Source organism: Martinezella sp. CNPSo 3795, assembly GCF_057784475.1.
Genome location: NZ_JBXSOQ010000017.1, coordinates 1 through 26,529, shown reverse-complemented (window position 1 = coordinate 26,529; position 26,529 = coordinate 1). Strand labels below are relative to the sequence as shown.

The 26,529-nt window shown below is 58.4% G+C and carries 27 protein-coding genes; 16 read left to right on the top strand and 11 right to left on the bottom strand.

The genetic code is table 11. The annotated features are described in order from the left end of the window. Window positions 1-10 precede the first annotated feature (10 nt). The 7 genes from AC13QY_RS29685 to hemE all read right to left on the bottom strand — a co-directional run bounded on the left by AC13QY_RS29685 (window position 11) and on the right by hemE (window position 7,976). Complete coding sequence (locus AC13QY_RS29685; RefSeq protein ID WP_075853352.1) at window positions 11-808, bottom strand: ParA family protein; 798 nt, start codon at window positions 806-808, stop codon at window positions 11-13. Window positions 809-829: 21 nt separating this feature from the next. Further along, window positions 830-1,447, bottom strand: a complete 618-nt coding sequence (gene rsmG, locus AC13QY_RS29680; RefSeq protein ID WP_113501449.1) for a 16S rRNA (guanine(527)-N(7))-methyltransferase RsmG — start codon at window positions 1,445-1,447, stop codon at window positions 830-832. A gap of 29 nt (window positions 1,448-1,476) precedes the next feature. Continuing rightward, on the bottom strand, window positions 1,477-3,357 hold the full coding sequence (gene mnmG / locus AC13QY_RS29675) for a tRNA uridine-5-carboxymethylaminomethyl(34) synthesis enzyme MnmG (protein WP_113501479.1): 1,881 nt from the start codon (window positions 3,355-3,357) through the stop codon (window positions 1,477-1,479). A gap of 107 nt (window positions 3,358-3,464) precedes the next feature. Next, window positions 3,465-4,784, bottom strand: coding sequence for a tRNA uridine-5-carboxymethylaminomethyl(34) synthesis GTPase MnmE (mnmE, locus tag AC13QY_RS29670; protein WP_488494375.1), 1,320 nt, complete (start codon window positions 4,782-4,784; stop codon window positions 3,465-3,467). 148 nt (window positions 4,785-4,932) lie between these two features. Further along, window positions 4,933-6,198, bottom strand: coding sequence for a transcription termination factor Rho (gene rho, locus AC13QY_RS29665; RefSeq protein WP_004127423.1), 1,266 nt, complete (start codon window positions 6,196-6,198; stop codon window positions 4,933-4,935). Window positions 6,199-6,396: 198 nt separating this feature from the next. Further along, a complete protein-coding gene (gene hemJ, locus AC13QY_RS29660; RefSeq protein WP_488494374.1) occupies window positions 6,397-6,942 on the bottom strand; it encodes a protoporphyrinogen oxidase HemJ in 546 nt (181 codons plus the stop codon). Then, window positions 6,942-7,976, bottom strand: a complete 1,035-nt coding sequence (gene hemE / locus AC13QY_RS29655) for a uroporphyrinogen decarboxylase (protein ID WP_113501477.1) — start codon at window positions 7,974-7,976, stop codon at window positions 6,942-6,944. Before hemE ends, hemJ begins: the two co-directional genes overlap by 1 nt. A 401-nt stretch (window positions 7,977-8,377) precedes the next feature. On the opposite strand from hemE, the gene AC13QY_RS29650 reads away from it, so the two are divergent. Genes AC13QY_RS29650 through dnaQ form a run of 5 tightly spaced genes read left to right on the top strand, consistent with a single transcriptional unit; the run spans window position 8,378 to window position 12,017 of the window. Further along, complete coding sequence (locus tag AC13QY_RS29650; protein ID WP_113333432.1) at window positions 8,378-9,199, top strand: pyruvate, water dikinase regulatory protein; 822 nt, start codon at window positions 8,378-8,380, stop codon at window positions 9,197-9,199. A 33-nt stretch (window positions 9,200-9,232) separates the two neighbouring features. After that, complete coding sequence (locus tag AC13QY_RS29645; RefSeq protein WP_113501476.1) at window positions 9,233-9,832, top strand: Maf-like protein; 600 nt, start codon at window positions 9,233-9,235, stop codon at window positions 9,830-9,832. Beyond that, a complete protein-coding gene (locus tag AC13QY_RS29640; protein ID WP_113501447.1) occupies window positions 9,825-10,682 on the top strand; it encodes a shikimate dehydrogenase in 858 nt (285 codons plus the stop codon). Before AC13QY_RS29645 ends, AC13QY_RS29640 begins: the two co-directional genes overlap by 8 nt. 1 nt (window position 10,683) lies before the next feature. Then, the gene (gene coaE / locus AC13QY_RS29635) at window positions 10,684-11,283 is read left to right on the top strand and encodes a dephospho-CoA kinase (RefSeq protein WP_113501446.1); all 600 of its coding nucleotides are present in this window, start codon (window positions 10,684-10,686) and stop codon (window positions 11,281-11,283) included. A gap of 17 nt (window positions 11,284-11,300) precedes the next feature. Beyond that, a complete protein-coding gene (dnaQ, locus tag AC13QY_RS29630) occupies window positions 11,301-12,017 on the top strand; it encodes a DNA polymerase III subunit epsilon (RefSeq protein ID WP_113501445.1) in 717 nt (238 codons plus the stop codon). A 75-nt stretch (window positions 12,018-12,092) separates the two neighbouring features. Here the strand turns inward: dnaQ and secB are convergent, their stop codons facing one another. Further along, a complete protein-coding gene (gene secB, locus AC13QY_RS29625) occupies window positions 12,093-12,575 on the bottom strand; it encodes a protein-export chaperone SecB (RefSeq protein WP_069613913.1) in 483 nt (160 codons plus the stop codon). 95 nt (window positions 12,576-12,670) lie between these two features. Then, entirely contained in the window at window positions 12,671-13,189 is a 519-nt protein-coding gene (locus AC13QY_RS29620) for an FxsA family protein (protein ID WP_113333428.1), read from the bottom strand. Between the two features lie 146 nt (window positions 13,190-13,335). Here AC13QY_RS29620 and AC13QY_RS29615 point away from each other — a divergent pair, with 146 nt between their 5' ends. The 5 genes from AC13QY_RS29615 (at window position 13,336) to gyrB (ending at window position 18,676) form a co-directional block, all read left to right on the top strand. Continuing rightward, the gene (locus AC13QY_RS29615) at window positions 13,336-14,037 is read left to right on the top strand and encodes a Tim44/TimA family putative adaptor protein (RefSeq protein ID WP_113333427.1); all 702 of its coding nucleotides are present in this window, start codon (window positions 13,336-13,338) and stop codon (window positions 14,035-14,037) included. Beyond that, the gene (gene mltA / locus AC13QY_RS29610) at window positions 14,034-15,152 is read left to right on the top strand and encodes a murein transglycosylase A (protein WP_113501444.1); all 1,119 of its coding nucleotides are present in this window, start codon (window positions 14,034-14,036) and stop codon (window positions 15,150-15,152) included. The genes AC13QY_RS29615 and mltA overlap by 4 nt, the downstream gene beginning before the upstream one ends. After that, window positions 15,152-15,736 carry a Smr/MutS family protein gene (locus AC13QY_RS29605; protein WP_113352861.1) on the top strand — a complete coding sequence of 195 codons (585 nt, stop codon included), beginning with the start codon at window positions 15,152-15,154 and terminating at the stop codon, window positions 15,734-15,736. The genes mltA and AC13QY_RS29605 overlap by 1 nt, the downstream gene beginning before the upstream one ends. After that, on the top strand, window positions 15,733-16,098 hold the full coding sequence (locus AC13QY_RS29600; RefSeq protein ID WP_113333424.1) for a helix-turn-helix domain-containing protein: 366 nt from the start codon (window positions 15,733-15,735) through the stop codon (window positions 16,096-16,098). Before AC13QY_RS29605 ends, AC13QY_RS29600 begins: the two co-directional genes overlap by 4 nt. Before the next feature lie 148 nt (window positions 16,099-16,246). Further along, entirely contained in the window at window positions 16,247-18,676 is a 2,430-nt protein-coding gene (gene gyrB, locus AC13QY_RS29595) for a DNA topoisomerase (ATP-hydrolyzing) subunit B (protein WP_113501443.1), read from the top strand. Between the two features lie 64 nt (window positions 18,677-18,740). Here the strand turns inward: gyrB and AC13QY_RS29590 are convergent, their stop codons facing one another. Together AC13QY_RS29590 and AC13QY_RS29585 are read right to left on the bottom strand one after the other, a co-directional pair. Then, a complete protein-coding gene (locus AC13QY_RS29590; RefSeq protein WP_113333422.1) occupies window positions 18,741-19,340 on the bottom strand; it encodes a nitroreductase family protein in 600 nt (199 codons plus the stop codon). A 79-nt stretch (window positions 19,341-19,419) separates the two neighbouring features. Further along, window positions 19,420-19,710, bottom strand: coding sequence for a DUF2218 domain-containing protein (locus AC13QY_RS29585; protein WP_113333421.1), 291 nt, complete (start codon window positions 19,708-19,710; stop codon window positions 19,420-19,422). A 162-nt stretch (window positions 19,711-19,872) separates the two neighbouring features. Between AC13QY_RS29585 and AC13QY_RS29580 the strand changes: the two genes are divergently transcribed. The 6 genes from AC13QY_RS29580 (at window position 19,873) to AC13QY_RS29555 (ending at window position 26,488) form a co-directional block, all read left to right on the top strand. Further along, window positions 19,873-20,826: a glutathione S-transferase family protein gene (locus AC13QY_RS29580; RefSeq protein ID WP_113333420.1), complete on the top strand. Its 954-nt coding sequence runs from the start codon at window positions 19,873-19,875 to the stop codon at window positions 20,824-20,826. A gap of 63 nt (window positions 20,827-20,889) precedes the next feature. Beyond that, entirely contained in the window at window positions 20,890-22,308 is a 1,419-nt protein-coding gene (locus AC13QY_RS29575) for a pyridoxal-dependent decarboxylase (protein ID WP_113501442.1), read from the top strand. 149 nt (window positions 22,309-22,457) lie between these two features. Further along, the gene (locus AC13QY_RS29570) at window positions 22,458-23,300 is read left to right on the top strand and encodes a fumarylacetoacetate hydrolase family protein (protein WP_113501441.1); all 843 of its coding nucleotides are present in this window, start codon (window positions 22,458-22,460) and stop codon (window positions 23,298-23,300) included. Window positions 23,301-23,598: 298 nt separating this feature from the next. Beyond that, on the top strand, window positions 23,599-24,876 hold the full coding sequence (gene phaZ / locus AC13QY_RS29565; protein ID WP_113333417.1) for a polyhydroxyalkanoate depolymerase: 1,278 nt from the start codon (window positions 23,599-23,601) through the stop codon (window positions 24,874-24,876). Window positions 24,877-25,196: 320 nt separating this feature from the next. Beyond that, the gene (locus AC13QY_RS29560) at window positions 25,197-25,637 is read left to right on the top strand and encodes a DUF2852 domain-containing protein (RefSeq protein WP_069613926.1); all 441 of its coding nucleotides are present in this window, start codon (window positions 25,197-25,199) and stop codon (window positions 25,635-25,637) included. A gap of 89 nt (window positions 25,638-25,726) precedes the next feature. Next, complete coding sequence (locus tag AC13QY_RS29555; protein WP_113501440.1) at window positions 25,727-26,488, top strand: YgjP family zinc-dependent metalloprotease; 762 nt, start codon at window positions 25,727-25,729, stop codon at window positions 26,486-26,488. Window positions 26,489-26,529: the final 41 nt, after the last annotated feature.

The window sequence follows — 26,529 nt, the reverse complement described above, 5'->3', positions numbered from 1 at the left end:
CTACGTCATATCAGGCGGCAGCTTTTCGCTGCCGCTCTCTTTGGATCACTTCCGAAGCGAGCTGCAGGTACGCCTGGCTGCCCGCGCACTTCAGGTCGTAAAGAATGGCGGGCTTGCCGTAGGACGGCGCCTCGGACACGCGAACGTTGCGTGGAATCAACGTATGGTAGACCTTCTCGCCAAGATGAGTCCGTACATCGGTGACAACCTGCTGCGCCAGATTGTTGCGGGAATCGAACATGGTCAAGACGATTCCCTGGATATCGAGGGACGGGTTGACCGTGCGCCTTACCTGATCGACCGTCTCCAGCAGCTGGCTGAGGCCTTCCAGGGCGAAAAATTCGCACTGTAACGGCACCAAAACAGAATGAGCCGCGGCCATTGCATTCATCGTCAGAAGGTTAAAGGAAGGCGGGCAGTCCACCAGAATATAAGAAAAGGCGAGGGCATCCGACGCATTCAGCGCGCGCCGCAGCTTGAAAACGCGGTCCGGTTGCTGCGCGATCTCCATCTCAACACCAAGCAGATCCATCGTCGATGGCACGATGAAGAGATTCGGAACGGCCGTCTCCTGAACCGTATCCATGATCCCGTGGCTACCCACCAATAGATCGTAGGAAGACAGCTTGCGGTCACGCCGCTCGATGCCCAACCCCGTGCTGGCATTGCCTTGGGGATCGAGATCGACAATCAGGACGCGCTCACCAATGGCGGCAAGAGCCGTCGCCAGATTGATCGCGGTCGTGGTCTTGCCGACGCCGCCCTTTTGATTTGCGATGGTAATAATCCGGTTTCGCTCGCCGATCATCTGCCGCACATCCAATTATGGTTAAATCAGGCGTCGAAGGCGACTAAGCTCCAGAATGACGGAATCTCGCTCAACGACACTCTGATGTTTTACCAGATCGAATTGCCAACGACCACGGGCTTTCTGCAGCTCGCGTTCGTAATCCCGGCCTTTGTGCAGGAAGAGGCGCAGATTTTCGTTGCGTTCGAGCCAGGGGGCTGCGTAGTCCAGCAACATTTCAAGCTCTGCAAGAGCCCGCGCTGAGATAACGTCGCAGGCCTGGATCGCTGCCGGTGCCTCTTCGATGCGAATGGCATGAACAGCGCCCCGGGCCGCGCATTCCCGCAGACAAACACGTAGAAAAGCAGCTTTTTTCTGATTACTTTCAACCAGATCGACGTGTCCCGCACCTTTTTCCGCCAACAGGATTGCCGTTATCACACCGGGAAATCCACCACCACTCCCCAAATCGACCCAATGATCCGTCGCCGGATGCAGCTGGAAAATCTGCGCACTATCCGCGATGTGACGGCGCCAGAGATCGTCAATCGTGGATGGCGCAACAAGGTTGATGGTCTTCGCCCATTTCTGGAAAAGCTGCGCAAAATTCTGCAGCCGTTCCTGTGTTTCACGTGAAACACGCACACCGTTCAATTCCATGCTATGGACTCTCTAACCTTGTAGTATTGTCAGGAAACGAGCTTCTGGTCTTCCGGCACGCTCATTTTCCTCAAATAAGCCAATAACAAAGAGATAGCCGCCGGCGTCATCCCGTCGATTCGCGAGGCCTGGGCGATATTCTTCGGCCGCGCTGCTTCCAGCTTCTGTTTCAGCTCATTGGACAATCCTGAAAGAACCGAAAAGTCAAATTCCGCCGGAATGACGCGCTCTTCTTCCCTGCGGGCCTGAACGATATCGGCTGTCTGGCGATCCATATAGACGGCATAAGCCGCCTCGATCTCGATGGCCTCAGCTACGTTACGCTCGATGGACCGCAATTCCGGCCATAGCCGCGACAGGTTCTCTACGGATTGACCAGGATGAGAAAGAAGCTCATAGGCCGAACGCCGCTGCCCGTCCTTATTAAGATGCATACCCGCCTTTTCGGCTTCGTTCGGTGTTACGGTTAGGCTTCTCAGCTGGTCACGCGTCTGTTCAAGCCTCTTTACATATTGGCCGAAACGCGCTGCACGACTGAAACCGACGCAGCCCAAGGCCAGCCCGACGGGCGTAAGGCGGACGTCAGCATTGTCAGCGCGGAGCGACAAGCGATATTCCGCGCGGGACGTGAACATACGATACGGCTCCGCCACACCCCGAGAGGTCAAATCGTCGATCATCACACCGATATAGGATTCCGTTCGGCTGAACTCGATGGCTTTACCACCGCTGGCGAAACGCGCGGCATTCAGCCCCGCGACGAGACCTTGAGCCCCAGCTTCCTCATAGCCCGTCGTGCCGTTGATCTGGCCCGCTAGGAAAAGTCCCGGAATCTTTTCCACTTCGAGGGACAGCTTCAATTCGCGCGGATCGACGTGGTCATACTCGATGGCATAGGCGTGCTGGAGAATGCGAACTCGTTCCAGACCCGGAATGGTCTTGATAAATTCATCTTGAACATCCTCGGGCAGGGAGGTCGATATGCCGTTTGGATAGACCGTGCTGTCATCCAATCCCTCCGGCTCAAGGAAGATTTGATGACCGTCCCGTTCGCCGAATTTGACGATCTTGTCTTCGATCGACGGGCAATAGCGCGGTCCGACACCTTCAATCTGACCAGAATACATTGCCGAGCGCTTCAGATTTTCGGCAATGATCCTGTGGGTTTCTGGCGTGGTTCGGGTTACCCCGCATTCAATCTGCGGATTCGCGATGGAATCGGTCATAAATGAGAAGGGTGTTGGATCTTCGTCCGCCCCCTGACGTCCGACGGAATTCCAATCGATGGTCGTTCCGTCGAGGCGAGCAGGCGTTCCAGTTTTCAATCGCCCCAGAGCAAGGCCATGTCGCAGCAATGTGGCAGAAAGCCCAAGCGATGGCTCTTCGCCAACACGGCCCGCCGGGATCTTCTTGTCGCCGATATGAATGAGACCGCGAAGAAAAGTGCCTGTGGTCAGAACAACGGCGCCGCAGCGGATGGCTCGCCCGTCCTTCAGGATCACCGCGGCCACCCTGCCGTGCTCGAAGGTGAGATCGAACGCATCGCCCTCGATAACATCAAGATTGTCGATTGCGCGGATTTCCGCCTGCATGGCCAGACGATAGAGCTTGCGGTCCGCCTGAGTGCGCGGACCGCGCACGGCGGGACCCTTCTTGCGGTTGAGCATACGGAACTGGATGCCGGCCGCATCCGCAACACGGCCCATCAAGCCGTCGAGAGCGTCAATTTCCCGGACCAGGTGGCCTTTGCCGAGGCCGCCAATTGCGGGATTGCAGGACATGACGCCGATCGTGTCGCGCTTATGTGTTACCAATGCCGTGCGCGCACCGAGGCGCGCGGCCGCTGCTGCAGCCTCGCTGCCCGCATGGCCGCCACCCACAACGATCACATCATACGCTTTATCGAACATCATCAGGTCCTCGGTCGTGCCGCTTGTTTGGCACACCAATCTCAGGAGTCAAGAAGGTTTCACGTGAAACGTCCAGCGAGAGTATATGACTCTCTGTTTCACGTGAATCATTTTCCTATGCAGAATTCTGAGAAGATCACGTCCAGCAAATCTTCCACATCGACGCGGCCGGTGATACGTCCAAGGCTTGTGGCCGCCCGTCTTAGGTATTCGGCTCTGATATCCAGGCCGCGATCTTCCGAACCTAGTGCAGCCTCAATTGCATCAAGGCTCTCTGCAAGCAGGGTGCGATGACGCAGCCGACTCGGCAAAGCGAGGGATAGCGCCCCGGAACGGGCCTGCAGATCCTGCCGCAGAAGGTTATGCAATTCCGCCAGGCCTGAGCCGGTGGTCGAGGAGATCAGCAAATCATATTGATTGGTTTTCTCGGCGTGAATATCGGCTTTCGTACCGACAGTCAGGACCTTGCCGGCAAAACCCGGAAAACTCCGCTGTGCCTCACCGCCAATCTCGGCCAGAGACAGAACAAGGTCCGCATCCGCAACCGTCCGCAGTGCCCGACGAATGCCCTCACGCTCCACCACCTCATCCGTATCCCGCAAGCCAGCCGTATCATAAAGCTTAACGGCATACCCTTCTATATTCAGATCGACATGTAATACGTCACGGGTCGTGCCGGCGATATCGGTGACGATCGCCACCTCGCGCTTTGCCAAGGCATTCATGAGACTGGACTTGCCAGCATTTGGCGCGCCTGCAATGACCACCTTCAAGCCATCCCGGATGATCTCGCCGAGATCGGCGCCTGCGAGATGGCCGGAAATTTCAAGACGCAGCCGCTTCATATCGGCCCATACCATATCGGAGACCGAACCAGGCACATCGTCTTCATCGGCGAAATCGAGTTCCGCCTCGATCAGGGCGCGTGCCCGCGTCAGCCTGTCGGCCCAACCGTTATAGAGATCCGACAGCCCGCCGGCCGCATGCTCCAGCGCAAGGCGGCGCTGCATCTCCGTTTCCGCGCCAATGAGATCGGCAAGGCCTTCCACCTCTACCAGATCCATCTTTCCATTCTCGAGTGCGCGTCGCGAAAACTCGCCATGTTCCGCCATTCGGCAATGCTCGAAGGTCGAGAGCTCTTTCAGAAGCGCGTTTACCACGGCTTTACCGCCGTGGACATGAATTTCGACGCAATCTTCGCCCGTAAAAGAGGCTGGACCGGGAAAAACCAGGACAAGGCCGCGGTCTATCATCAGACCGTTACGAGTCCGAATCGTTCTCAGCGCGGCCTGCCTCGGCTGCGGCAGCGTACCGGCAAGCGATTTGGCAACACCGAGCGCCCGATTTCCGCTGATACGGATCACAGCAACGCCGGCCGGTAGACCGCCGCTGGACAAAGCATAGATCGTCTCGTTCATCGTCAACATAAGATTGATCCGCATCCGAATCGATTGTCGAGCGAACCTTGATCCCGACTTCCGATACCGCAAAACAAAATCGGGCTGCAATTCGCAGCCCGATCATAACAGCATGGAAGCACCGCTAAAGCGGCAATATGACGAATCCGGCTAAGGATTACGTATTCATCGAATCGAAGAAATCCGGGTTGTTCTTTGTCTGCTTGAGCTTGTCGATCAGGAACTCGATCGCGTCGGTGGTGCCCATCGGCGCGAGGATACGGCGAAGAACGAAGATCTTCTGCAGATCCTGGCGCGGCACCAGCAGGTCTTCCTTACGCGTACCGGACTTGAGGATATCCATCGCCGGGAAGATGCGCTTATCGGCAACCTTGCGGTCAAGCACGATTTCCGAGTTACCGGTACCCTTGAATTCTTCGAAGATCACTTCGTCCATACGGCTGCCGGTATCGATCAGCGCCGTCGCGATAATCGTCAGCGAACCGCCTTCTTCGATATTACGCGCAGCGCCGAAGAAGCGCTTCGGACGCTGCAGGGCGTTGGCGTCGACACCACCGGTCAGAACCTTACCGGAGGAGGGGACGACGGTGTTGTAGGCGCGGCCGAGGCGGGTGATGGAGTCGAGCAGGATGACGACGTCACGGCCATGCTCGACCAGACGCTTAGCCTTCTCGATGACCATTTCGGCAACCTGGACGTGGCGCACGGCCGGCTCGTCGAAGGTCGACGAGATGACTTCGCCGCGCACGGAGCGCTGCATATCAGTCACTTCTTCCGGACGCTCGTCAATCAGGAGAACGATCAGATAGCAGTCCGGATGATTGGCGGTAATGGAATGGGCGATATTCTGCAGCAGGACGGTTTTACCCGTACGTGGCGGTGCGACGATCAGGCCGCGCTGGCCCTTGCCGAGCGGCGCCACGAGATCGATCACGCGGGGCGAAAGATCCTTCGACGTGGGAACGTCGAGTTCCATACGGAAACGCTCGTTCGGATATAGCGGCGTCAGATTGTCAAAGTGAACCTTGTGACGGATCTTTTCGGGATCGTCGAAATTGATGGTGTTGACTTTCAGCAGCGCGAAGTAGCGCTCGCCTTCCTTCGGTCCGCGGATCGGTCCCTCGACCGTATCGCCCGTCTTCAAGGAGAAGCGGCGGATCTGGGAGGGGGAAATATAGATGTCGTCCGGACCGGGAAGATAGTTAGCATTCGCGGAACGCAAAAAACCAAAGCCATCCTGCAGAACCTCGACGACGCCCTCGCCGATGATTTCTACGTCCTGGCTCGCCAGCACCTTCAGGATCGCAAACATCAGTTCCTGTTTGCGCATCGTGCTGGCGTTTTCCACCTCGAGCGATTCGGCAAAGGCCAAAAGATCGGTCGGGGATTTATTTTTCAGTTCCTGAAGCTTCATTTCAGCCATGAAGGGAATTACTCATTTTTTAGGAGGGGAAAGGCAATGTTGTTCGTATTCAGAACCGCGATAGGGGCGCTCGCGGGCGACAGAATGGATACATGCCACGAAGAGAAGATGGCGGGAAAATAGCGACTCACTTTCTGAACCGCAAGGGGGGCACGCAAAATGAAAGAAATTTTACGTCGCCCCTAATATAGCCGCGCCTCACGCAAACGGCTTGACGACCACAAGAATGACGATTGCGATCATCAACAGCGTCGGCGCCTCGTTCATCATTCGCCAATAACGCGCCGAGTGCTTGTTTTCATCCCTGGCGAAGGCGCGCACTGCAGCGCTGAAATGGCCGTGAACGGCCGATAGCAGCACAACAAGGCCGATCTTGGCATGGAGCCAGCCGCCCTGGAAATCATAGACAGACCAGGCAAGATAAAGCCCAAATATCCAGGTCAAGATCATCGCCGGGTTGATGATATAGCGCAGCAGACGCTGCTCCATCACCTTGAAGGTCTCGGATTGCTGCGATCCCGGCGCGGCATCGGTGTGATAGACAAACAGCCGAGGCAGATAGAACATGCCGGCCATCCACGAAATGACGGCAATGATGTGCAAAGCCTTGATCCAGAGATAGAGATCGACCGGATGCCAGGCGAACAGACCGATCGCCAGGACCGCAAAGATCAGGATCATGAAATAGGCCCGCCGTCCGGCCTTCTGGCCCAGCGCGGAATCCGTCTGCTTTTCCACCGTCATCAGCTCCTCCATCCCCGCACGCGTTCGACCAGCGCCGCCACATTGGCCGGATCGGCCTGGGGCGTGATCCCATGCCCGAGATTGAAAATCAGCGGGCCATTTCCGAGTTGCTGCAGGATATCGTCGATACCGTCGTCCAAAGCCTTGCCGCCGGCAACCACGCGCATCGGATCGAGATTGCCCTGCACCGGCCCATCCTTCTGCAGTTCCCGAGCAAAGGCCAAAGGCACCGACCAGTCGAGGCCGATCGCATCGGCACCCGTCGTCTGCCGATAGGTTTTCAAGAGATAGCCCGCACCCTTGGCGAAGGCGATCACCCGAGCCTGTGGTCGCCGCGCCTTGATCGATGCGATCATCTTCGCAACCGGTTTAACGGCAAAAGCCTCGAATTCCTTCTCACCAAGCACACCGGCCCAGGAATCGAAAATCTGCACGGCATCCGCACCGGCATCGATTTGCGCCACGAGATAATCGGCTGAAATGTCCGCAAGCAGCATCAGCAGATGTTCGAACGCCTTGGGATAGCGATAGGCAAATAGCCGCGCAGGGGCCTGATCCGGCGTGCCGTGTCCGGCGATCATATAGGTCGCAACGGTCCAGGGAGCGCCGCTGAAGCCGAGAAGCGTGGTTTCCTGAGGCAAGTCCTGCCGCAGCCGGCGCACCGTCTCCATGACTGGCTCCAGATACGCCGTGATGCCCTCCGGTTTCAAAGCCATGATGCCCGTCTCGTCGATCGGGTCCATTTCCGGCCCATGTCCTTCGGTGAAACGAACATTCCGCTTCAGCGCATCGGGGATGACGAGAATATCGGAGAAGAGAATGGCCGCATCAAAGCCATAACGGCGGATCGGCTGCAGCGTCACTTCGACGGCGTGATCCGGCGAATAACAGAGATCGAGAAAGCTTCCCGCCTTCGCACGGGTTTCACGATATTCAGGTAGATAACGGCCTGCCTGTCTCATCAGCCAGAGCGGGGGAGGGGTGAGCGTTTCTCCGCTCAAGACCCGCATGATCTTCCGGCGTTCATCGGTCACAGACATCGTCCTATATAAAACCAAACATATATTGAAAGGTTTCTATTTCTTAGAGTCGGTGAGTAGCAAGGATTAAAGTTCATCCCTTGCCTGTCCAATTTGTCGCGCCTCGCGCATAAATTTGGAGAGATTTCGAGATCGCAAACCAGTATGTGGATAAGAGAGATGATTTTTCAATCTTTTGAGGAGGTTGAAGAGAAATTCGGCTTTTTGCCATCTGGGGACAAGTCGGGGATGGGCGAGATGTTGTCGATCTTATCCACATTGCTCACAGCCACCGCGAAAGCCATTTCTCGAAAATTCCAAATGTGGAAAACTCGGCCGTTTTCCACTTGCCCAAGATGGCACCCTTCCCGTACCTCTCTTTTCTCCCGAGATATCAACAGGCGATGGAAAGTAGCGTGGAAAACCGGACGAGCTTCTTTCATCTGCACCTGATTTCTGACTCAACGGGCGAGACTCTCATCTCCGCCGGCCGCGCGGCCTCTGTGCAATTCCATGCTAGCCAGCCGATTGAGCACGTCTATCCGCTGATCAGAAATCGCAAGCAGCTTCTGCCTGTATTGGAAGCGATCGATCACAGCCCCGGCATTGTCCTCTATACGATCGTCGATCGCGAACTTGCCGATTTCATCGCCGAGCGCTGCAGGGAGATGGGCGTACCATCCGTCAATGTTCTCGAGCCGGTCATGAACGTCTTCCAGACCTATCTCGGCACGGCGTCGCGTCGGCGCGTCGGCGCGCAGCATGTGATGAATGCGGATTATTTCGCCCGCATCGAAGCCTTGAACTTCACCATGGATCATGACGACGGCCAGATGCCCGATGACTATGATGATGCCGACGTCGTTATCATCGGTATCAGCCGCACCTCGAAAACGCCGACGAGCATCTATCTGGCGAACCGTGGCATCAAGACGGCCAATATTCCGATTGTTCATGGCGTGCCGTTGCCGGAAAGCCTTGCCAGGGCGACGAAGCCCTTGATTGTCGGACTGGTTGCGACGACCGATCGGATTTCGCAGGTCCGTGAGAATCGCATTCTCGGGGCGACACCCGGCTTCGATCGCGGTGGCTATACGGATAGAGCCGCTATCTCCGAAGAGCTCAAATATGCTCGTTCCCTCTGCGCGCGGCACAATTGGCCGATCATCGATGTCACCCGCCGTTCGATCGAAGAGACCGCCGCCGCGATTGTTGCCCTGCGACCCAAGCTGCGCTAAGCGCTGCACATGATTATCTCGGAGGCAGCCGTCATGACCTCGCCCCTTATCCTCGCATCGTCCAGTCCGTTCCGCCGGATGCTGATGGAAAATGCTGGGCTGCATTTTCAGGCTATTGCTGCCGATATCGACGAGCGCGCGATCGAAGCACCACTGGAAATGGGTGGTGCCAGGCCGGATGCTGTCGCGCTCGTGCTGGCAAAGGCGAAGGCAAAAGAGGTGAGCGATCGCTTCTCCGGATCGCTCGTTATAGGCTCGGATCAGACCATGTCGCTGGGTGCGCAGGTCTTTCACAAGCCGAAGTCGATGGCGGAGGCGGAAAATCATCTGCGGACGCTATCGGGTAAAACCCATCGGCTGAACAGCGCCATCGCTTTGGCGCGCAACGGCGACATCATCTGGGAACATGTATCCCACGCCGATCTGACCATGCGTGAGCTGCCGGCCGATTTCATCCATCGACATCTGAGCCGCGTTGGCGAGAAGGCATTGTCAAGCGTCGGCGCCTATCAGCTTGAGGGCGAGGGCATCCAGCTTTTCTCGAAAGTCGACGGCGATTATTTCACCATCGTCGGTTTGCCGATGCTGCCGCTTCTGGAAAAACTGCGAGAGTTGGGGACGATCGATGGATGATTCACGTGAAACACAAAGCGTAAACGCTTTCGTAACGGGTTATCCGGTCCGGCATTCGCGCTCGCCTTTGATCCACGGTTACTGGCTGAAGCAGCTCGGGCTTGCCGGTAGCTACCGGGCACACGAAGTTCCCGTAGAGGCTTTCGAAGCCTTCATCTCATCCTTGAAGGATGGTTCCAGCGGCTTCGTCGGCGGCAACGTCACCATCCCCCACAAGGAAGCAGCCTTCAAGCACGCCGATAGGCCCGACGAACTTTCGGAAGAATTGGGCGCGTCCAACACCCTGTGGCTTGAAAATGGCAAGCTGCATGCAACGAATACCGATGGCCGCGGCTTCACAGCGAATCTCGACGAGCGTCATCCCGGTTGGGATCGCAGTGATCGTGCAGTCATCCTCGGAGCAGGAGGTGCCAGCCGCGCTGTCATCCAAGCGGTGCGCGACCGCGGCTTCAAGGAAATCCATGTGGTCAACCGCACGGTTCAGCGAGCGCAGGAACTGGCGGATCGGTTTGGCGCGAGGGTCCATGCGCATCCGATGGCCGCACTCGGCGAGGTCATGCAGGGTGCCGGCCTCTTTATCAATACGACCTCGCTCGGCATGGATGGCGAAGTGGCACCCCGGATCGATTTCTCTCCTCTTGTGGAAGGCGCCGTCGTCACCGACATTGTCTATGTACCGCTGAAGACGCCGCTTCTCGCTCAGGCCGAGGAACAGGGCTTCGCCATCGTCGATGGTCTTGGCATGCTGCTGCATCAGGCCGTACCGGGCTTTGAAAAATGGTTCGGAAAGCGTCCTGCGGTCGATGAAACCTTGAGGGCATTGATCATCGCCGATATGGAAAAGCACTAGCATGATCAGGATCGGACTGACGGGATCGATCGGTATGGGAAAGTCGACCTCGGCGAAACTCTTCGTTGAAGCCGGAATCCCGGTGAACGATTCCGATGCGGTCGTGCATGATCTCTATAGTGGCGAAGCCGTTCCCTTGGTCGAAGCTGCTTTCCCCGGAACAACGGCTGACGGCAGGGTCGATCGGCAGAAACTTAGCCGAAAGCTGGCGGGCGATCCCTCTGGCTTCAAGCGTCTCGAAGCCATCGTCCATCCGCTAGTGCGCGATCGCGAGCGTCAGTTTCTGGAACGTCAACGCAAGGCCGGCGCCGATATGGTGGTGCTGGATATCCCGCTGCTCTTCGAAACCGGCGCCGACAAGCGAGTGGATAAGATCGTCGTCGTCAGCTGTGATCCACAGATTCAGCGGGAGAGGGTGCTTGCTCGACCGGGCATGACGGAGGAAAAATTCAACATGATTCTCTCCCGCCAGACGCCGGATGCGGAAAAGCGGGCACGCGCCGATTACGTCATCGATACCGGTGGAAGCATCGAGGCGGCCGGCGAACAGGTCAAAGAGATCATCGCGGATCTGCGGCGCAAACAGCAGAGCAAGAAATAGGAAAGCGGAGTTTCGATATGCGCGAAATCATTTTCGATACGGAAACCACCGGCCTCGACAACAGGGCAGACCGTATCATCGAAATCGGCGGCATCGAGCTCTTCAACCATTTTCCGACCGGAAAAACGCTGCACATCTATATCAATCCGGGTGACCGCAAAGTGCATCCCGATGCTCTGGCCGTGCACGGCATTACCGATGAGTTCCTGACAGGCAAACCGCTCTTCGAAGCCGTCGCGGACGAAATTCTTGAATTTTTCGGCGACGCCAAATGGATCGCGCATAACGCCACCTTCGACATGGGCTTTGTCAATGCGGAGTTCGCAAGGCTTGGCCGCCCGCCGATCCTGCCCGACATGGTGATCGATACGCTCGCCATGGCGCGCCGCAAGCATCCGATGGGGCCGAATTCGCTGGACGCGCTTTGCCGTCGATACGGCATCGACAATTCGCACCGCACGAAACATGGAGCGCTGCTCGACTCCGAACTGCTGGCCGAAGTCTATATCGAGATGATCGGTGGCCGGCAGACGGCGCTCGGGCTCGGCAGTGCTGTCGGTTCATCGGCGCGCTCGCGCCAGAGTGAGGATGCTGGGGAGGTGGTCGTCGATATCTTTACTCGACCCAATCCATTACCCATTCGGCTGAGTGAGGAAGAGCTTTCTGCTCATGCTGCACTGGTCAGCAAGCTCGGCGCGAAGGGCATCTGGTCGAAATATCGCACGTCCGAGTAAATTGCTTTTCTCGCGTACGAAAAGAAAATGCCCGGATTGGTGTCCGGGCATTTCTGTTTCCAAGAGGCGAAAATCTTAGTTCGGAACAGCCGAAACCTGAGCGCGGGCCTGTTCTTCGGCCATGCGCTGCGTGAACATCTGCGCAAAATCGATCGGGTCGATCATCAGCGGCGGGAAGCCGCCATTGCGCGTGACGTCGGCGATGATCTGGCGTGCGAAGGGGAACAGCAGGCGCGGGCATTCGATGAAGAGCAGCGGCAGCATGTGCTCCTGCGGGAAGCCGGTCACGCGGAAGACGCCGCCATAAACCAGCTCGGTGTGGAAGAGAACGCGCTCGCCATCCTTGGCTTCGGCACTCAGCGTCAGGACCACGTCGAAATCGGAATCCGACAGCGGGTTGGCGTTGACGTTCACATTGATATTGATGTCGGGAGCATTTTCCCGGGCCTGGAGCGAGCGCGGAGCACCCGGATTTTCGAAGGAAAGATCCTTGGTGTACTGAGCAAGGATGCTGAGGCTCGGGCTGGCTGCACCGTTGCCGTTGGTCTCGTTGGCCATGGGGGTGTCCTCTCACGTCTCGATGGGTGTCGCCATCTAGCATTTAGAAAAGGGGCTTACAACCCTTATGGCTCCGGCGCTCCGGAGGCCGTTGTCTAGTCTTCCAGCCGCTTTTGATCCGACCAGGGCGAGTTGCGGTTCGGCTCCCGATGGAAATCGCCTTCGTCGAGATCGACGACGTTTCCAGGTTTGTTCGGCCGGCCTTGCGGTCCGGCGCCCGGGCTTTGCCCGCGGCGGAACGCCCGCGAATTGCCGACGACGACGATGCGCTTGCGCAAAACCTGCCAGGCGAGATCACGTACGGCCGGGATGAAAAGCAGCAAGCCGATGATATCGGAGATGAAGCCGGGCAGCATCAGGAAGAAGGCGGCAACGACGATCATGGCGCCATGCACCATCTCGCGGCCGGGATCGCCGCCGTTGCGGCTTTCGGCCGAGATGCGCTGAAGAATACCGATGCCCTGTATCCTCAAGAGAGCGGCACCGAGTAATACGCTGAGGATGACGAGCCCCAGTGTCGCCCAGACGCCGATCATCTTTCCGACGACGATGAATCCGGCGATTTCAGCCAGAGGCATCAGAAAAACGACGATAGGAAGAAGTGATAGGCGCATGTTACGGTGGTCCTGAGAGCGGGTTTCTTCGCGTAAGCGTTGGTTTCTCGCATATAATAAAGAAACCGGGCCGCTATTTGAATGATAGATCGATGCGGACTATATGGGGACTGATCTTTTAATTTTAACGGTGGTTCCGATACGAGATGGGTGCAAACGACTTTGTGACGATCTTTTTCCTGGTGGCGGCGGTGCTGATCTTCTTTCAGCTGCGCAGCGTTCTTGGCCGCCGCACAGGAAATGAGAAGCCGCCGCGCGATCTCTATGGCTCCGCAGATCCGGTAAACGGCCCTACGCCGCCGGATGCCGGCAAGGTGGTGACCTTGCCGCGGCGCGATGGCACCGAAGAGGAAGACCGTTTTGCCGCCATCGATGCCTTCACCCCGGCCGGCACGCCGCTTAATGATTCGCTGCGCGAAGTGAGCAAAGCCGATCCTTCCTTTAATCCGAAGGAATTCGTCAACGGTGCCCGCATGGCCTATGAGATGATCGTCATGGCCTTTGCCGAGGGCGATCGCAAGTCGCTGAAGGGACTGCTGTCGCGTGAGGTCTATGAGGGCTTCGATGCCGCCATCGCCGATCGCGAAGCCAAGGGTGAAAAGGTCAAATCGACCTTCGTCGGCATCGACAAGGCCGATATCGTCACCGCCGAAGTGAAAGGCACGGATGCCCTGATCACCATGCGCATCATCAGCCAGATGATCTCTGCCACCTACGACAAAGCTGGCACCTTGATCGATGGCGATGCTGAAGCTGTTGCCGAGATCAGCGACCTCTGGACCTTTGCCCGCGACACACGTTCGCGCGATCCGAACTGGAAACTCGTGGCGACCGAATCGGAACAATGACGAGCCCATCGCAGGAATTCAGGCTGGAGCCGGTAACCTTCGCCAATCTGAAGGGCTGGGAGGAGGACGATCCTTCCAGCCTTTTTCGCGCCATGAAGGACTGTCGCACTCACATCCGCGATGTGAAGCCCTATCGCACGGGTGCGGTGGGACTGACGGCCGACGATCTCCTGACGCTCCTCGATGCCGCAGAAGGGAAGGAACCGCGCAATGCGGCAGAAGCCCGTGCTTTTTTCGAGAAGCACTGCCAGCCCTTCTTCATTCGCCGGGATGGCGGTGCGACCGGCTTCGTGACCGCCTTCTTCGAGCCGGAAATAGAAGTCTCGGCCGAGCTGACAGAAACCTACCGCTATCCATTCTATCGCCGCCCGGACGATTTGATCGATCTGGATGACAGCAATCGACCCGCGCAACTTGACCCATCCTACATGTTCGGACGGCTGCGAAACGGGATAATCTCCACCTATCCAGAGCGCGGCGAGATCGATCGGGGCTATCTCGAGGGCAAGGGGCTGGAAATCGCCTGGGCGAAATCCAAGGTCGACGTCTTCTTCGTGCATGTACAGGGCGCGGCGCGTCTGCGCTATCCGGACGGGCGCCTGGGCCGCATCACCTATGCCGCCAAGGCCGGTCATCCCTTCTCGGCCGTCGGGCGTTTGCTGATCGACCGTGGGCTGCTGGATCGCACGACGATCTCCATGCAGACGATCCGCGACTGGCTCTACGCACATCCGGAGCAGGTCGATGAAGTCCTCTGGCACAATCGGTCCTATATTTTCTTCCGTGAGGCCGATGTCAGCGATCCCGCTCTCGGGCCGATTGCAGCGGCGAAGGTGCCGCTGCTGGCTGGCCGTTCTCTTGCGGTCGACCGGCTCATTCACACTTTCGGTTTTCCCTTCTTCATCCGGTCTGAAAGACTGACCCATCTCGATGCCGGCAAGCCCTTCGCCCGGCTGATGCTGGCGCTCGATACGGGTTCCGCTATCGTCGGGCCGGCGCGCGGGGATATCTTTACCGGTTCGGGCTACGATGCAGGCGAGCTGGCCGGCACCGTGCGCAACGATGCCGATTTTTATATACTCATTCCGAAGGCGGCGGCGCAGAGGTTCGGCTGATGGCCCCGGAACGGAAGGACAAGGAACGAAAGCTCAGCGCGGAGGATCGCATCCTCTGGGGTAAGGTCGCCAAGAGCACGCGCCCTATGCCAGGACGCGTGGCTGATATCGAGGCCTTCGAAGCCGCACTGCAGGCAGAAGCCGAAAGCGAGGAACGCACCCGGGCTGCAAAGACGAAACCCGTATCTCCCTCGGCTGAAACGCAGGAAGCCCCGGCGCCGGCCAAGCAGCCCGCCGGTCGTCATCATCCGCTCGAACGTCCCGTCAAACGCAAGATCGCGAGGGGTCATCTGGCGCTGGAGGCGAGGATCGACCTTCACGGCCTCTTCCAGAGCGAGGCCCACGGCATGCTTCTGGATTTCCTGATGCGCGCCCATAGCCGCGGCCTGCGCCATGTACTCGTCATAACAGGTAAGGGCAGCTCCATGGGCAGCGAGGGGGCGCTGAAGCGTGCCGTGCCGCTCTGGTTCTCCAAACCTGAATTTCGGTTCCTGATTTCTTCCTACGAGACGGCAGCGCAGCATCATGGCGGCGAAGGTGCGCTCTATATTCGCCTGTCGCGCCTGAAAGGGGAGAAGCCTTGACCCCGTTCGGCGAAGCGGTTCGCAAGCTGCGCCTGCGCAAGGGCGTCTCGCAGAAGCAGATGGCGGCTGCGCTGAACGTGACTCCGGCTTATTTATCCGCCTTAGAACACGGAAAGCGCGGTCTGCCGACCTTCGATCTCCTGCAGCGCATCGCCGGCTATTTCAACATCATCTGGGACGAGGCCGAGGAATTGTTCCTGCTCGCGCGATTTTCCGACCCGCGCGTTGTCGTCGATACCTCTGGGCTTGCACCGGAATATACGGCCTTTGTCAACCACTTAGCCGGCAAGATCCGCAACCTTGACGCGGCAACGATCCGCGAACTGTCAAAGGTTCTGGAAAATGCCGGAAAAACCGGCTGAAAACCGCCTTAATCCCCTGTTTTATACCTGATTTCGGGGCCTTCCGTTTGGAACTTCAGGGTGAAACATCCTATATTCAGGCTAGGAAAAACCGCTGATTCGCAAGGGATCGGCGATATTCTCTAAACGCTGGAAAGACTTCAATAAAATGACCGATATTACCGATAATGGCGGCAATGCCGAATATGGTGCAGATAGCATCAAGGTTTTGAAAGGCCTTGATGCCGTGCGCAAGCGTCCGGGCATGTATATCGGTGACACGGATGACGGCTCGGGCCTGCATCACATGGTTTATGAGGTCGTCGACAACGCAATTGACGAAGCCCTGGCCGGCCATGCCGATATCGTAACGGTGACGCTCAATCCCGACGGCTCCGTCACCGTGACGGACAATGGCCGCGGCATCCCGACGGATATTCACAGCGGCGAAGGTGTTTCGGCGGCTGAAGTTATCATGACCCAGCTGCATGCCGGCGGCAAGTTCGACCAGAATTCCTATAAAGTCTCCGGCGGCCTGCACGGCGTCGGTGTTTCGGTCGTCAACGCGCTTTCCGTCTGGCTGCGCCTGAAGATCCGCCGCCAAGGCAAGATCCATGAGATGAGCTTTACCCACGGTGTTGCCGACGCGCCGCTGAAGGTAACAGGCGATGCCGGTGAAGCCACCGGCACCGAAGTCAGCTTCATGCCGAGTGCCGAAACCTTCACCATGACGGAATTCGATTACGGAACGCTGGAGCATCGCCTGCGCGAACTCGCTTTCCTCAATTCCGGCGTCCGCATTCTCTTGACCGACAAGCGGCATTCCGACGTCAAGCAGGAAGAAATGCTCTATGACGGCGGCCTGGAAGCCTTCGTCTCCTATCTCGATCGCGCCAAGAAGCCGCTCGTCCAGAAGCCGGTATCGATCCGCAGCGAGAAGGACGGCATCACTGTCGAAGTGGCGATGTGGTGGAACGACAGCTACCACGAAAACGTGCTCTGCTTCACCAACAACATTCCGCAACGCGACGGCGGCACCCATATGGCCGGCTTCCGCGCGGCTCTCACGCGTCAGATCACCTCCTATGCCGATTCGTCTGGCATCACCAAGAAGGAGAAGGTGACGCTGACGGGCGACGACTGCCGTGAAGGCCTGACCGCCGTGCTGTCGGTTAAGGTTCCCGATCCGAAGTTCTCCTCGCAGACCAAGGACAAGCTGGTTTCCTCCGAGGTTCGTCCGGTCGTGGAAAGCCTGGTCAACGAAGCCCTTAGCACGTGGCTCGAAGAACATCCCTCCGAAGCCAAGGTTCTGGTCGGCAAGGTCGTGGAAGCCGCAGCCGCCCGCGAAGCAGCCCGCAAGGCGCGCGAACTGACACGCCGCAAGGGCGCACTGGATATTGCCTCGTTGCCCGGCAAGCTTGCCGACTGCTCCGAGCGCGATCCCGCCAAATCCGAAGTCTTCCTCGTCGAGGGTGACTCGGCAGGCGGTTCGGCCAAGCAGGGCCGCTCGCGCGAAAACCAGGCCATCCTGCCGCTGCGCGGCAAGATCCTGAACGTCGAGCGTGCCCGCTTTGACAAGATGCTGTCGAGCCAGGAAATCGGTACACTGATTACCGCACTCGGCACCGGCATCGGCAAGGACGAATTCAACGCCGAAAAGCTGCGCTATCACAAGATCATCATCATGACGGACGCAGATGTCGACGGCGCGCATATTCGCACACTGCTGCTGACCTTCTTCTTCCGGCAGATGCCCGATCTCATCGAGCGCGGCCATCTCTACATCGCCCAGCCGCCGCTCTATAAGGTGACGCGCGGCAAGTCGGTGCAATATGTCAAGGATGAGAAGGCGCTGGAAGAGTATCTCATTGGCCAGGGCACCGAAGATACCAGCCTGCGCCTCGGCAACGGCGAAGTCCGTACCGGCCAGGATCTGCGCGAAGCGATCTATGATGCGCTGCGCCTGCGCACGCTGATCGATAATCTGCATTCCCGCTACAATCGCGCCGTGGTCGAACAGGCTGCTATTGCAGGGGCCCTCAACGCCGAAATGGTCAGCGATCCCACGCGGGCGGAAGCGCTCGCCAACGACGTTGCCAAGCGGCTCGACGTCATCGCCGAGGAAACCGAACGCGGTTGGAGCGGTGCCGTAACGGGCGAGGGCGGCCTGCGCTTCGAGCGCACCGTGCGCGGCGTCAAGGAAGTCGTCTTCCTCGACATGGCGCTCATCGGTTCACAGGATGCCCGCCTCATCGACCAGCTCGGCTCGCGGCTGAAGGAAGTCTATGTCACACCGCCGAAGCTTGTTCGCCGCGATGGCGAGACGGAGATTTCCGGTCCCCGCCAGCTACTGGACACGATCTTTGCCGGCGGCCGCAAGGGGCTGACGCTGCAGCGCTATAAAGGTCTTGGCGAGATGAATGCCGAGCAGCTCTGGGAAACGACCCTCGATCCGAACGTGCGCTCGCTGCTGCAGGTGAAAGTCACGGATGCGACCGATGCCGACGGCCTGTTTGCCCGGCTTATGGGCGATGAGGTTGAGCCGCGGCGCGAATTCATTCAGGATAACGCGCTGAGCGTTGCCAATCTCGACATCTGATCGTTTACATCACATGCAAAAAGGGCCCGCCGGATGTTTCGGCGGGCCCTTTTCTTTTCATCGGTTACTTGGCGATGAAGGTACCGTTGAAAGCAAGTTCTGAAAGTGGTTTGCGCTGGCTCGGCACCTCGCGCTCGCGCAGCTTTTCCGGAAGCTGGTTCTTGTCACCAATCTTGCCAATCGCGACGGCCGCTTCGACGCGGAAGCCATCCGGAATGCCGAGGACTTCATAGGACTTTTCGACGTGGAAGCCAGTCATGCCATGAGCTTCATAGCCGGCTAAATGTGCCTGGATCGCCAGGAAACCCCAGGCCGTTCCGGCGTCGAAGGAATGGCTGTAGCTCGGCTTCTGTTCGGCCGAGCCGAACTCGCCGCTGTGGGTGCGGGAAATGACGAAAAGCAGCGCGCCGGCGGATTTCACCCAACCTTGATTGAAGTCGATCAGGACGCTCAAAAACCGATCCCAATGTTCCGAGCCGCGCAGCGCATAGAGGAAGCGCCAGGGCTGCAGGTTCGAGGCGGAAGGTGCCCAATGCGCTGCTTCCAGAATGGTCAGCAGGTCTGCTTCCGGCATCGCCTCGTTGGAATAGGCGCGCGGCGACCAGCGGTCGAGAAAGAGCTTATCGATCGGATATTGGGATTCGCGGCTGTTGCTTGATGTCATGAGGGCTTCTTTCCTTGGAGATGATTGGCCGTGGGCGGTCGAAGCTGGCCGTTGGCTGGTTATGAAATGGGACGGAAACTTAAACTGGAGCAGTCCAGCTCACGTCAAGCTCCTCGCGGAAGGCGAAGCGCTTGAGGTGGTCGGCAACGACGTTCTGCATGCGCTCAAGGTCTTCGGGCTTTTCGACCGTCAGCGTCATGACGAGGGTGCCGGGCTCGGCTGCCAGATCGAGGAAAGTTTCCGCGCTGAACGGCACCTTGCCGACAGCCGCATCGAATTCCACGCTGAAGCGATGGCTCCAATGCTTGCAGAGCTGCTGGAGATAGCGACTGGCATGGTCGGTCCTGACGTGGGAAACGGATTTTGCCATGGGATTTCTCCGATAAACCTGTTCGCAAACGCGTTGTTTGATACATAGAGGCATCTGCATTCGCCAGGTAGACAGTCTGTTTCAAGTTTGCGTTATTCCGGTGAAATTCTGTTTCGCTATGCTGAGCGTCGATAGGAACGTGTGCGACGCGGAGATAGAGTCTTGCTGGTAAACGGAAAATGGACTGAGGATTGGCAGCCTGTCCAAGCCAAGGATGAGAAGGGCGGTTTCGTTCGCCAGATTTCGAGCTTCCGCAACTGGGTGACGCCGGATGGCCGGCCGGGGCCGACGGGCGAGGGCGGTTTCAAGGCGGAAGCTGGCCGCTATCATCTCTACGTCGCGCTGATCTGCCCCTGGGCGTCGCGTACCCTGATCGGCCGCAAGCTGAAGGGGCTGGAAGAGGCTATTTCGGTTTCCGTGGTCGAGCCGGCGCTCTCCAATCAGGGCTGGCGGTTCGGCGATTATCCCGGCGCGACAAACGACCCTATAAACGGCGCTACCTATATGCATGAGATCTACACGAAGGCCGATCCTCACTTTACCGGCCGCGCCACGGTGCCAGTCCTATGGGACAAGCAGAATGGCACGATCGTCAACAACGAGTCCTCCGATATCCTGCGCATGCTGAATGACGGTTTCGGCGATCTTGCCCGCAACGAGATCGATCTCTATCCGGCCGGCAAGCGGGACGAAATCGACAGCTTCAATGCCCGGATCTATCCCGCGCTCAACAACGGCGTCTACCGCGCCGGCTTTGCAACGACGCAGACTGCTTATGAAGAGGCCTTCAATGAGGTCTTCGATTGCCTCGATCAGGTCGAGACGGAATTAGAGGGCAAGGACTTTCTCTTCACCGGTCATCCCAGCGAAAGCGATATCAGGCTCTTCGTCACGCTCGTCCGTTTCGACGTCGCCTATCACGGCCTGTTCAAATGCAATCTCCGCCGGCTGTCGGACTATGCCAATCTCCAGTCCTTCTGTCGCCGGATGCTCGATTGGCCGGGTGTTGCCGAAACGGTGAATTTCGATCATATCAAGCGCGGATACTACTCGATTTCGACGCTCAATCCCACCGGTATCGTGCCGCTCGGACCGGCGCTGGACGAGCTGTTCTGATACTCGACCGAGTTCCAAAACCGGTCTAAGGTCCCCTCGTTCGATGGATCAGGGAGGATCGTCATGAACTGGGAAGAGTTCCGGCAGTGGTCGGAGAAAGCGGCACATTGGGGCGCGGATTACCGCGCGTCGCTTCGTGACAGGCCGGTCCGGGCGAAGATGGCGCCGGGCGAAATATCGGCGCATATAGCTGATTCTCCACCGGAATCGGGCGAAGCCATGGAGGATATCTTCAAAGATTTCGAGGATATCCTGGTGCCCGGCATGACGCACTGGCAGCACCCACGCTTCTTTGCCTATTTCCCAGCCAACGCCGCTCCCGTCTCGGTGGTTGCCGAATATCTGGTCAGCGCCATCGCCGCTCAATGCATGCTCTGGCAGACGTCACCTTCCGCCACCGAGCTTGAAACGAAAGTTGTCGATTGGCTGCGGCAGGCCCTCGGTCTGCCGGAGAGCTTCACTGGCGTCATTCAGGATTCCGCCTCGACAGCAACGCTTGCTGCCGTTCTGGTCATGCGCGAAAGAGCGCTGGACTGGCAGGGCAACAAAAGCGGACTGGCGACCAACAAAGCGGTGCGCATCTATTCGACCGATCAGGTCCATACGTCCATAGACCGCGCCATCTGGATTGCCGGGGTCGGGCAGGAAAATCTGGTGCGGATTCCCTCTGGTGGTCCCAACAAAGCCATGGATCCAAAAGCACTTGCCGATGCGATCGAGCGTGATCGCGCTGCTGGTTTGCTGCCGGCCGGCGTCATCGCCTGCGTCGGTGGCACCAGCGTCGGTGCTTGCGATGATATCGCCGCTGTCGTTAAGGTGGCCCATGCGCATGGGCTCTACGTCCATGTCGATGCAGCCTGGGCGGGTTCGGCAATGATCTGCCCGGAGTTCCGCACCCTCTGGCACGGCGTAGAGCAGGCCGATTCCGTCGTCTTCAACCCGCATAAATGGCTCGGCGCGCAGTTCGATTGCTCTGTTCAGTTCGTGCGCGAGCCGGAGACGCTGGTCCGCACGCTGGCGATCCAGCCCGAATATCTGCGCACGCACGGCCATGACGGTATCATCAATTACTCGGAATGGTCGGTGCCGCTTGGGCGCCGCTTCCGCGCGCTCAAACTTTGGTTCCTGTTGCGCTATCACGGCCTGGAAGGATTGCGGACGATGATCCGAAATCATGTGTCCTGGTCGCAGAATCTGGCTAAGCGTCTCGCCGCCGAGCCCGATTTCGAAATCGTCACCGAACCGTTCCTATCGCTGTTTTCCTTCGATCACAAGGCGCCCGAGGGTATCGATCAGGAAAGCCACACCCAGGGGCTACTCAATGCCATCAACAATGATGGCCGCATCTATCTGACGCAGACCCGCGTTGGCGGCAGGTTGGTCATCCGCTTTCAGGCCGGCCAGTTTGAGGCGACGGCTGATGACATCGATATGGCTTTCGATGTCATCGTCGAAATCGCCAGGTCATTATCCCCGAACTAGAAAAGCTGTTTTTCCGGCGCGAAGAGCCGAGCCGTGCTAGGCTCCTCAAAATCGATTGGTGACACTGGTGAATAACTCGTTCATATATGGTGCCAGCAATTTTATCGTAAGAGTAATCTCGTCTTTGAAGATGCAGGGAAGGAAAGTCCATGAAACTGTTGCGTGTTGGCGAAGTCGGTAAGGAAAAGCCGGCGCTTCTGGATAGCGACGGCAAGATCCGCGATCTCTCCGCCCATGTCGCCGATATCGGCGGCGAGGCCATTTCGCCGGCAGGTCTTGCGAAGATCGCAGCCCTCGATCCGAAAAGCCTGCCTGAATTGCCGGAAGGCCGCCTCGGCGCCTGCGTTGCGGGCACCGGCAAGTTCATCTGCATCGGCCTGAACTTCTCTGATCATGCCGCCGAAACCGGCGCGACCGTGCCGCCGGAGCCGATCATTTTCATGAAGGCAAGCTCGGCCATCGTCGGCCCGAACGACAATGTGCTGATCCCGCGCGGCTCGGAAAAGACCGACTGGGAAGTCGAGCTTGGCGTCGTTATCGGCAAGACGGCGAAATATGTCAGCGAAGCCGACGCGCTTGATTATGTCGCCGGTTACTGCGTTTCCCACGACGTCTCCGAGCGTGCCTTCCAGACCGAGCGCTCTGGACAATGGACCAAGGGCAAGTCCTGCGACACCTTCGGCCCGATCGGCCCCTGGCTGGTCACCAAGGATGAGATTGCCGATCCGCAAAATCTCGGCATGTGGCTGAAGGTCAACGGCAAGATGATGCAGAACGGCTCGACCAGGACCATGGTCTATGGCGTTGCTCACCTCGTTTCTTATCTCAGCCAGTTCATGTCGCTGCATCCCGGCGACGTCCTCTCCACCGGCACGCCTCCGGGCGTCGGCATGGGCATGAAGCCGCCGCAGTTCCTGAAGCCGGGCGATGTCGTTGAGCTGGGCATAGAAGGCTTGGGCACGCAACGCCAGACCTTCCTGGCCGACGCGTAAGGCGTGCGAAGCTCAGGAACTTTAACCTTTTGAGATCATTCTTGATGCCGGGGAAGCGATTCTCCGGCGTTTTTTATCGATAAGAACCAATTGTAGTTATGTTGCTCTGCAGCAAAAACTGCTAGGTTGGATTATAGGAAGGATAATGATCGCGCCCGAGGAGCCGTCATTATCCTGCTGCACAGCGCGACCGGAGGAGCGCCGCAGTGAAGGCAGCGACACGCAAGGCGCGTGCGCTTCAATGATTTAGGTGATCTGCGCGGCCGAATGCCCTCGCATCACGAAAGGTAAAGCCCCCATGTTTTATCAGTTTTACGAACTCAATCACGCCGCTCTCGCACCCTTTCGCGCCGCGGCGGACATGATGCGCCTGGCCTATGCCAATCCCCTTAATCCCCTTTCGCATACGGTATTCGGCCGCACCTTGACGGCCAGTCTCGAAGTTTTCGAGCGCACCACCCGGCGCTATGGCAAGCCGGAATTCGGCCTTCCGGAGACGGTGATCGACGGCAAACCGGTCTCGGTTCACGAAAAGATCGTCTGGAAGAAGCCCTTCTGCAATCTCATCCATTTCGAGCGCAGCCTGCCCGCCGGCCACAGCGCCGATCCGCGCATCCTGATCGTCGCGCCGATGTCGGGCCATTATGCGACGCTGCTGCGCGGCACCGTGGAAGCCCTGCTGCCGGGCGCCGATGTCTACATCACCGATTGGATCGATGCCCGCATGGTGCCGATGACCGAAGGCACCTTCGATCTCGACGACTATATCGATTACGTCATTGAGATGCTGCACCACCTCGGGCCGGATACGCATGTCGTCGCCGTCTGCCAGCCATCCGTTCCGGTTCTCGCGGCAGCTGCCGTCATGGAAGCGGCGGGCGATCGCCTGGCGCCCTCATCCATGACACTGATGGGCGGCCCGATCGATACGCGCATCAATCCGACGGCGGTCAACCAGCTTGCCAAGGAAAAGCCGCTGGAATGGTTTGCCGACAATGTCGTCATGAACGTGCCCTGGCCGCAGCCGGGCTTCATGCGGCCTGTCTATCCCGGCTTCCTTCAGCTTTCCGGCTTCATGTCGATGAACCTCGACCGCCACATGATCGCGCACAAGGACTTCTTCGTGCACCTCGTCAAGAATGACGGCGAGCCCGCCGAGAAGCATCGCGATTTCTACGACGAATATCTGGCGGTCATGGATCTGACGGCGGAATTCTATCTGCAGACGGTCGATCAGGTCTTCATGAAGCATGCGCTGCCAAAGGGCGAGTTGATGCATCGCGGCGAGCGCGTCGATCCCTCAGCTATTCGCAACGTCGCGCTTCTGACCGTCGAAGGCGAAAACGACGATATTTCCGGCGTCGGACAGACGCATGCGGCGCAGACCATCTGCACCAATATCCCCGACCACATGCGCATGCACTACCTGCAGCCGGATGTCGGCCACTACGGCGTCTTCAACGGTTCGCGTTTCCGCCGCGAAATCGCGCCGCGCATCCTGGCCTTTACCCGCGAACATGCCCGCACGGGCCGGTCGGTGGTCAAGCGGGTCATCAAGGGCGGGAAATCCGCCTGATACAAGTAAAATCAAATAGATAGGGTAGTTCGGAACTTGTTGATGAGCCGAACTGCCCTGCTGTGCAAACTATTAGCTTTTGTTGAATTATCCGAGTCGATTCAAGCACTTGTCCGATTCCCCCAGGCGATCCCATTGAAGCCTCACGAACAGGTTACCATCTCGATTCTAGCGGTACCGCAGAGATGATCGGGCCGTTTACCGCGCCGCGCGTCCTTGGAACGCGCTGAGATGCAGGTAGAGCTTTAAAAACCGCGCAGAAGCCTGACCATTGACCGGTGTCGGTCGAGGGGCGATGCGCCGTGCGAGGATACCTGACAATGAACCAATCTGCATTGCTTCGCCCGGATTGGACTCCGGCTACTATTGCCCTGATGGTGCTTGGCTTCGTGGTCTTCTGGCCGCTTGGCTTCGCCATGCTCGCCTATATTCTCTTCGGGGAACGTTTGCGAGAATTCAAACGGGATGTGAACGAAAGGACCGACGGCATGTTTGCTGGCTGCGGACGCTATCGCAATCGTCATCGCCATTCCTATTCCTCCACCGGCAACGTCGCCTTCGACGACTGGCGCCGGGCAGAGCTTGAGCGCCTCGAACAGGAGCGCCGCAAGCTGGACGAAATGCGCGCCGAATTCGATGCTTACGCTCGCGAACTGCGCCGTGCCAAGGATCAGGAAGAATTCGACCGCTTCATGCGTGAGCGCAACAGCGTCAAGCGCAATGACAATGGCGGCTCGCCGACCGAATTCCAGACGCCGTGACGGGAGTTCCGTCACGAGGTCAAAACCGGCATCGAGCGATGCCGGTTTTTCTTTGCCAGAAATCCCCACGAATCATATAAAACTGCCTCATGTTTCCGCTGCTCTCCAGATCCCGCAAACCGCTGGCCAAGCCGCCTGCGCCGGAAACGCGCACGCTCGATGTCGCCGGCCGGTTGATGCCCCTGACGATCCGCCAGCACGAGCGCGCCACCCGCATCACGCTCCGGATCGAGCCTGGCGGGCGATCGCTGAAGATGACCATCCCGCGTGGCCTCGCGGCACGCGAGGTCAATGCTTTCCTCGATAGGCATCAGGGTTGGCTGCTGACCAAGCTCGCGAAATTCTCCGTCGACAACAGCCTGCGCGGCGGCAGCGAAATCCTCCTGCGCGGCGTGCGCCACCGGATCGAGCACACCGGAACCTTGCGAGGCCTCACCGAAGCCATCGTCGTCGAGGGCGTTCCGGTGCTGCGCGTCAGCGGCATGCCGGAACATGCCGGCCGCCGCATCGCCACTTTCCTGAAGAAAGAGGCCCGCGCCGATCTGGAAAAGCTCGTGGCTGTCCACGCCAAGGCCATCCGCGCCAGCGTCACGTCCATCACCATGAAGGATACCCGCAGCCGCTGGGGCTCCTGCTCCTCGCAAGGGAACCTGAGCTTCTCCTGGCGCATCGTCATGGCGCCGCCCTTGGTCATCGATTACCTCGCCGCCCACGAAGTCGCGCATTTGCGCGAAATGAACCACGGCCCGCGCTTCTGGGCGCTCTGCCGCAAACTCTGCCCCGACATGGACGAGGCGAAAGCCTGGCTGAAGCGCCACGGCAGCCAGCTGCATGCGATTGATTTTGATTGAGCTGCATGCCCTGATAAACGGAATACGCTAATGTCCCTCAT

What these genes read in the sequence shown, in the direction of transcription:
- AC13QY_RS29585 (WP_113333421.1), bottom strand. Translation starts at nt 19,710, where the DNA reads ATGGCAAAATCCGTTTCCCACGTCAGGACCGACCATGCCAGTCGCTAT.
- mltA (WP_113501444.1), top strand. Translation starts at nt 14,034, where the DNA reads ATGACGAGCCCATCGCAGGAATTCAGGCTGGAGCCGGTAACCTTCGCC.
- dnaQ (WP_113501445.1), top strand. Translation starts at nt 11,301, where the DNA reads ATGCGCGAAATCATTTTCGATACGGAAACCACCGGCCTCGACAACAGG.
- AC13QY_RS29605 (WP_113352861.1), top strand. Translation starts at nt 15,152, where the DNA reads ATGGCCCCGGAACGGAAGGACAAGGAACGAAAGCTCAGCGCGGAGGAT.
- secB (WP_069613913.1), bottom strand. Translation starts at nt 12,575, where the DNA reads ATGGCCAACGAGACCAACGGCAACGGTGCAGCCAGCCCGAGCCTCAGC.
- AC13QY_RS29590 (WP_113333422.1), bottom strand. Translation starts at nt 19,340, where the DNA reads ATGACATCAAGCAACAGCCGCGAATCCCAATATCCGATCGATAAGCTC.
- phaZ (WP_113333417.1), top strand. Translation starts at nt 23,599, where the DNA reads ATGTTTTATCAGTTTTACGAACTCAATCACGCCGCTCTCGCACCCTTT.
- AC13QY_RS29620 (WP_113333428.1), bottom strand. Translation starts at nt 13,189, where the DNA reads ATGCGCCTATCACTTCTTCCTATCGTCGTTTTTCTGATGCCTCTGGCT.
- AC13QY_RS29640 (WP_113501447.1), top strand. Translation starts at nt 9,825, where the DNA reads ATGGATGATTCACGTGAAACACAAAGCGTAAACGCTTTCGTAACGGGT.
- AC13QY_RS29645 (WP_113501476.1), top strand. Translation starts at nt 9,233, where the DNA reads ATGACCTCGCCCCTTATCCTCGCATCGTCCAGTCCGTTCCGCCGGATG.
- hemJ (WP_488494374.1), bottom strand. Translation starts at nt 6,942, where the DNA reads ATGACGGTGGAAAAGCAGACGGATTCCGCGCTGGGCCAGAAGGCCGGA.
- AC13QY_RS29575 (WP_113501442.1), top strand. Translation starts at nt 20,890, where the DNA reads ATGAACTGGGAAGAGTTCCGGCAGTGGTCGGAGAAAGCGGCACATTGG.
- mnmE (WP_488494375.1), bottom strand. Translation starts at nt 4,784, where the DNA reads ATGTTGACGATGAACGAGACGATCTATGCTTTGTCCAGCGGCGGTCTA.
- AC13QY_RS29560 (WP_069613926.1), top strand. Translation starts at nt 25,197, where the DNA reads ATGAACCAATCTGCATTGCTTCGCCCGGATTGGACTCCGGCTACTATT.
- AC13QY_RS29555 (WP_113501440.1), top strand. Translation starts at nt 25,727, where the DNA reads ATGTTTCCGCTGCTCTCCAGATCCCGCAAACCGCTGGCCAAGCCGCCT.
- mnmG (WP_113501479.1), bottom strand. Translation starts at nt 3,357, where the DNA reads ATGTTCGATAAAGCGTATGATGTGATCGTTGTGGGTGGCGGCCATGCG.
- coaE (WP_113501446.1), top strand. Translation starts at nt 10,684, where the DNA reads ATGATCAGGATCGGACTGACGGGATCGATCGGTATGGGAAAGTCGACC.
- AC13QY_RS29685 (WP_075853352.1), bottom strand. Translation starts at nt 808, where the DNA reads ATGATCGGCGAGCGAAACCGGATTATTACCATCGCAAATCAAAAGGGC.
- rsmG (WP_113501449.1), bottom strand. Translation starts at nt 1,447, where the DNA reads ATGGAATTGAACGGTGTGCGTGTTTCACGTGAAACACAGGAACGGCTG.
- gyrB (WP_113501443.1), top strand. Translation starts at nt 16,247, where the DNA reads ATGACCGATATTACCGATAATGGCGGCAATGCCGAATATGGTGCAGAT.
- rho (WP_004127423.1), bottom strand. Translation starts at nt 6,198, where the DNA reads ATGGCTGAAATGAAGCTTCAGGAACTGAAAAATAAATCCCCGACCGAT.
- AC13QY_RS29615 (WP_113333427.1), top strand. Translation starts at nt 13,336, where the DNA reads ATGGGTGCAAACGACTTTGTGACGATCTTTTTCCTGGTGGCGGCGGTG.
- AC13QY_RS29570 (WP_113501441.1), top strand. Translation starts at nt 22,458, where the DNA reads ATGAAACTGTTGCGTGTTGGCGAAGTCGGTAAGGAAAAGCCGGCGCTT.